Annotated in this window: 4 protein-coding genes; all 4 read right to left on the bottom strand. The window is 65.1% G+C overall.

Annotation, left to right across the window (positions count from 1 at the left end; genetic code table 11):
- On the bottom strand, positions 1 to 604 hold a 604-nt coding region (locus VNN10_06520; protein HXH21665.1), incomplete at its 3' end, for a hypothetical protein.
- A 33-nt stretch (positions 605 to 637) separates the two neighbouring features.
- Positions 638 to 1,024, bottom strand: a complete 387-nt coding sequence (locus VNN10_06515; GenBank protein HXH21664.1) for a cupredoxin domain-containing protein — start codon at positions 1,022 to 1,024, stop codon at positions 638 to 640.
- A 115-nt stretch (positions 1,025 to 1,139) separates the two neighbouring features.
- The gene (gene nosZ, locus VNN10_06510) at positions 1,140 to 3,200 is read right to left on the bottom strand and encodes a Sec-dependent nitrous-oxide reductase (protein HXH21663.1); all 2,061 of its coding nucleotides are present in this window, start codon (positions 3,198 to 3,200) and stop codon (positions 1,140 to 1,142) included.
- Positions 3,201 to 3,483: 283 nt separating this feature from the next.
- A partial coding sequence (locus VNN10_06505) for a helix-turn-helix domain-containing protein (GenBank protein ID HXH21662.1) occupies positions 3,484 to 3,821 on the bottom strand: 338 nt, incomplete at its 5' end.

The raw sequence follows: 3,821 nt of genomic DNA, 5'->3' as shown, positions 1-3,821 counted from the left end.
CCGCCTGCACCCAACTGATGAACGGAGGCAACAGCGTGATGACCGCCGCAGCGGCGACCAGGCAGTAGAAGCCGATGGCGAAGGTGTTGTCGGTGTGGAAGTTCCAGACCTTGGTCTCGCCGAAGATCTTCGGCGTGAAGGGCTCCAGCTCTAGGGCTGCCGACTCGCTCATCGTGTGGCCGTAGTCGTACAGGTGGTACTGGAGGTCCGCAATGAAGAACAACGGGAAGGCCCAGAAGCCCGCGACGACGAGCAGCTTGAGCCTGCGCCGCTGCCACTGCACCACGGACACAGCCGCGGTCGCCGCCACGAGCGCGAGCGCCCCGGGGATGAAGAGCTTCATCTCCACTACTGGCTCGATGTGCTTCATCCCGATGTAGTGGTTGAGGGCGTTGATCTCCCGGACCTCGTCGTAGCCGTCGTCAGGGTCGGGGTCCGCGAACCTGTTGCCGTAGGCATACAAGACCAGGCCCTTGGGGTACTGGGGCGCGATGAGCTCCATGCGCCACAGTGGCAGGAACAGGCTGGCGATGAGCAAGGCGGCGGCGATGGATGCCGCGAGCATCCATCGCCAGTCCGCCGGTTTGATGAGGTCCTTTAGCATTGCCATCCTCCCGAAATCAGCCCCGGACTGCCCCTATTGCACTTTGACTGTGCCGGACATCTCCGGATGAGCGTCGCAGCGGAAGTAGTAGGTACCCGGCTCAGGCGTCTTGAACCTGTACTCGCGGGTCTCGATGCCATTGAATAGCTCGCCCGCGAAGACCTTGCCAGTACCGTCTGCCTTCTTGTAGATGGCGAGGTTGTGCAGCACCCCAGCGTCCTCATTGCGCAGGCTCACCGTCACGTCGCTCTTCGCCGGCAAGACGATCGTCTTCGTGTCGAACTTAAGGGCGGCAGCGTTGATCTGCACCGCGGTCCGGGCTTCCGAAGCCGGTCCCGTGGACGGCGCTCCCGAGCCGCCTTCGGAACCGCTAGAGCCGCCGCAGGCCATGGCCGTCGCAACCGCCGCAATCAATGCCACCGAGAAAAAGAATCGCCGCACTTACAGGTCCTCCGTACTAATCCGAGTCGAGTCAATTCCTTCCCGGTCTCTCCCCTGGCCGGGCCAGGTGGAGAGACCGGGAGGGAGGGTGCAGCTACGGCGCCGCCTGGACACCCACCGGCTCGACGAGGAGCCAGCCGGCCATCTCCAGGTGCAGCGCGGAGCAGAACTCGGTGCAGTAGAAGTTGAACACCCCCGCCTTGTCGGCCACGAAGTCGAACGTCGCCGTCTCGCCGGGTTCCAGGCTGGCCTGGATGTTGTAGCTCGCGATGGCGAAGCCGTGCGTGGCGTCGCGGCTCTGTTCCACGTTCGTGATGTGGAGGATCACGCGGTCACCCTGCCGAACGCGGATCGTGTCCGGCATGAAGTGGCTGCGCACAGCCGTCGCCCAGATCTCGACCGTGGATCCGCGCCGCTCGACGCGGGTCTTGCCCAGTTCGGTCGCGTGCGGGCTCTTCTCCATGGTCAGGGCGTCCGTGCCGAAGGGGTAGACCTCCAGGGCCTTCAGCTTGTCGGCCTTCATGATCTGGACGTAGTGGGGTTCGCCTATGCCGATGGGCATGTCGGCGACGAGCTTCATCGGGCCCTTCCCGCCTTTCAGGTCGATGAGCTGGAAGTTCTGCGGGTGCAGAGGCCCGAGCGGCGGATAGCGGTCGATCGACCACTTGTTCAACGCCACCAGCCAGTTGTCGTCGGGGCTGACGGTGTCGCCCTCGGCGACGGCGAGGTGGCCGATGTTGTAATGGACCGAGATCTTGTCGACGAGCGTGAACGGCTTCTCGCCGGTCTTCACCACGTCAGGGCCGAGGGTGAACTTCGCTACCGCGCTCTCCAGGAAGAGGCTCGTGTAGCCGTGGCCCTGGCTGTCGAACTGGGTGTGCAACGGGCCGGCGCCCACCTCGACCTGGCCGGCCACGACCGAGTCGAACCTCAGGATCGGGATGCCGTACGCGTCCCGCCCCTCGAAGTCGCGGTTCTGGATCGCCTGCTGGACCTTCTGGAAGGAGTAGATGGTGACGTGCGGGTCCAGCTTGCCGCCCACGACCAGGTAGTTGCCGTCGGGCGAAACGTCGATACCGTGCGGGCTCTTCGGCTCAGGGATCAGGTACAGAAGGCCCTCATCGATGGCCGTCTGCATGCGTATGACCCTGATGCCATTAATCCGCTCGAACTTGCCGGCCGCGACCACCTGCTCGGCCTTCTGCCAGTTGATCAGGTGCAGGAAGTCGAAGTTGTTCTGCGACATACCGGCTTCCATCGGCGCGCGGCCCTCGGCGTTGCCGCCAATGGCCATCTCGGTGTTGAAGGAACCGATGAAGCCCCAGCCGTGGCTGACCTTCTTCCCGGCGTCAGCCAGGTCCTGCATGTAGGGCGGGATTTCGATCTGGAAGCTCTCCTCCAGGTTGATCTTCCCGGTGCGCTGGTCGATCTTCAGCCAGGTGGAAGCGCCGCGGTAGCGCTCCTTGTACTGGCTGAGGTCCGCGTAGGTCCCGGGCGGCCAGACCATCGGGAACTTCGAGGAGACGTGGACGTACTCCGAGTTCGGCGTGACGAACATGCCGCCATGCGAGGTCTGGATGTTCGGGACGGCGATGATCTGCTTGGTGCGCAGGTCCCTGAGGTCGATCATCGCCATGCGGCCGTTGGCGCGGTCGTTGATGTAGGCCCAGCGCCCGTCGTACTCGCCGTTCGTCTCGCTGATCGCAGGGTGGTGTGTGTCGCCCCACGCGAGGTCCTCGCCCGGCCTGTTGCCCTTCTCGATGACCTCGTTGCCCCAGTCGGCGCCGTAGGCGAAGCCCTGCCACGGCTCCGGCGTAAAGACGCCGATGACCTTCAGGATGCGCATCGACGGGACGCCGATGACCAACACCTGCCCGGAATGGCCACCGGAGGCGATCATCACGTAGTCGTCGTACTTGCCGGGCGGCACGAACTGTGAGAGCGCGTTCTGCGTGTCCTCGGGCGTCAGGCCGCGCGCCTTCGCTATCTCTCCAAGGTCGCCACTAACCCCGCCACCGCCACCATCACCGCCACCGCCACCGATCACCAGACCGATGGCGATGCCGATGACGAGAACGCCGACGGCGAGGACGCCCACAAGGCGCTTGTTCGCGCCCTGGGGGCGGTTGCCGTAGGTACCCCAATCCTCAGGCATGTCCAAACTCTCCCTTCTCGAAAACTGGAGACAATTGCCTGTGTCAATCTTCACGAGGGCATTCAGGAGCACCTAGATGCGGGTGGACTCAGGGGGGAGGGCCATTCGGCCCGATACCTGTAGTGCCGTTCTTCACGTTGACCGCAACGCTCGCCTTAGGTCCGCGGCCCGCGTGGCCCCGGCGTCATCGGGGGAATGGGCATATGCTCGCTGCGTGCGCGGCGTTGCAGCCGCGGCAATGCCGGCCCGTCGGCGCCGGCAACGCGATCAGGGGCCGCGCGGGCTAGGAGAGACGGACGCGCGCCGCGGGCTTCCGGGAACGGAGGTGCGCGAGGACGATGCGGATGTCCTCGTAGGAGACGTCACCGCCGAGGGCCTCGAACACCGGCTTCAGACGCTCCATCCCTTCCGTGGCCGCGGCCTGCGCAACGCGCCGGTAGGTCTCCGGCGATATCCAGGGATCGACGCTCGCAGGGCCGGTCTCTTCGATGTAGTCCGCCAGGTATTGCGCCGCCGTCCCGGGCGCCCGTGCGATCTCCTGGGCGACTTCGGCGATGCTCATACCGTCCCGGAACATCTCGAAGGCGCGCCGGCGGGTGAGGTTGATGACCGGCGCGGGCG

This window comes from Dehalococcoidia bacterium (assembly GCA_035574915.1).
Classification (GTDB): Bacteria; Chloroflexota; Dehalococcoidia; order DSTF01; family WHTK01; genus DATLYJ01.
Note: the sequence above shows the minus strand (reverse complement) of the source record. Positions and strands in the feature narration are given on the sequence as shown.

Excerpts from the sequence above, each read along its gene's own strand:
- nosZ (HXH21663.1), bottom strand. The coding sequence starts at position 3,200 with ATGCCTGAGGATTGGGGTACCTACGGCAACCGCCCCCAGGGCGCGAAC.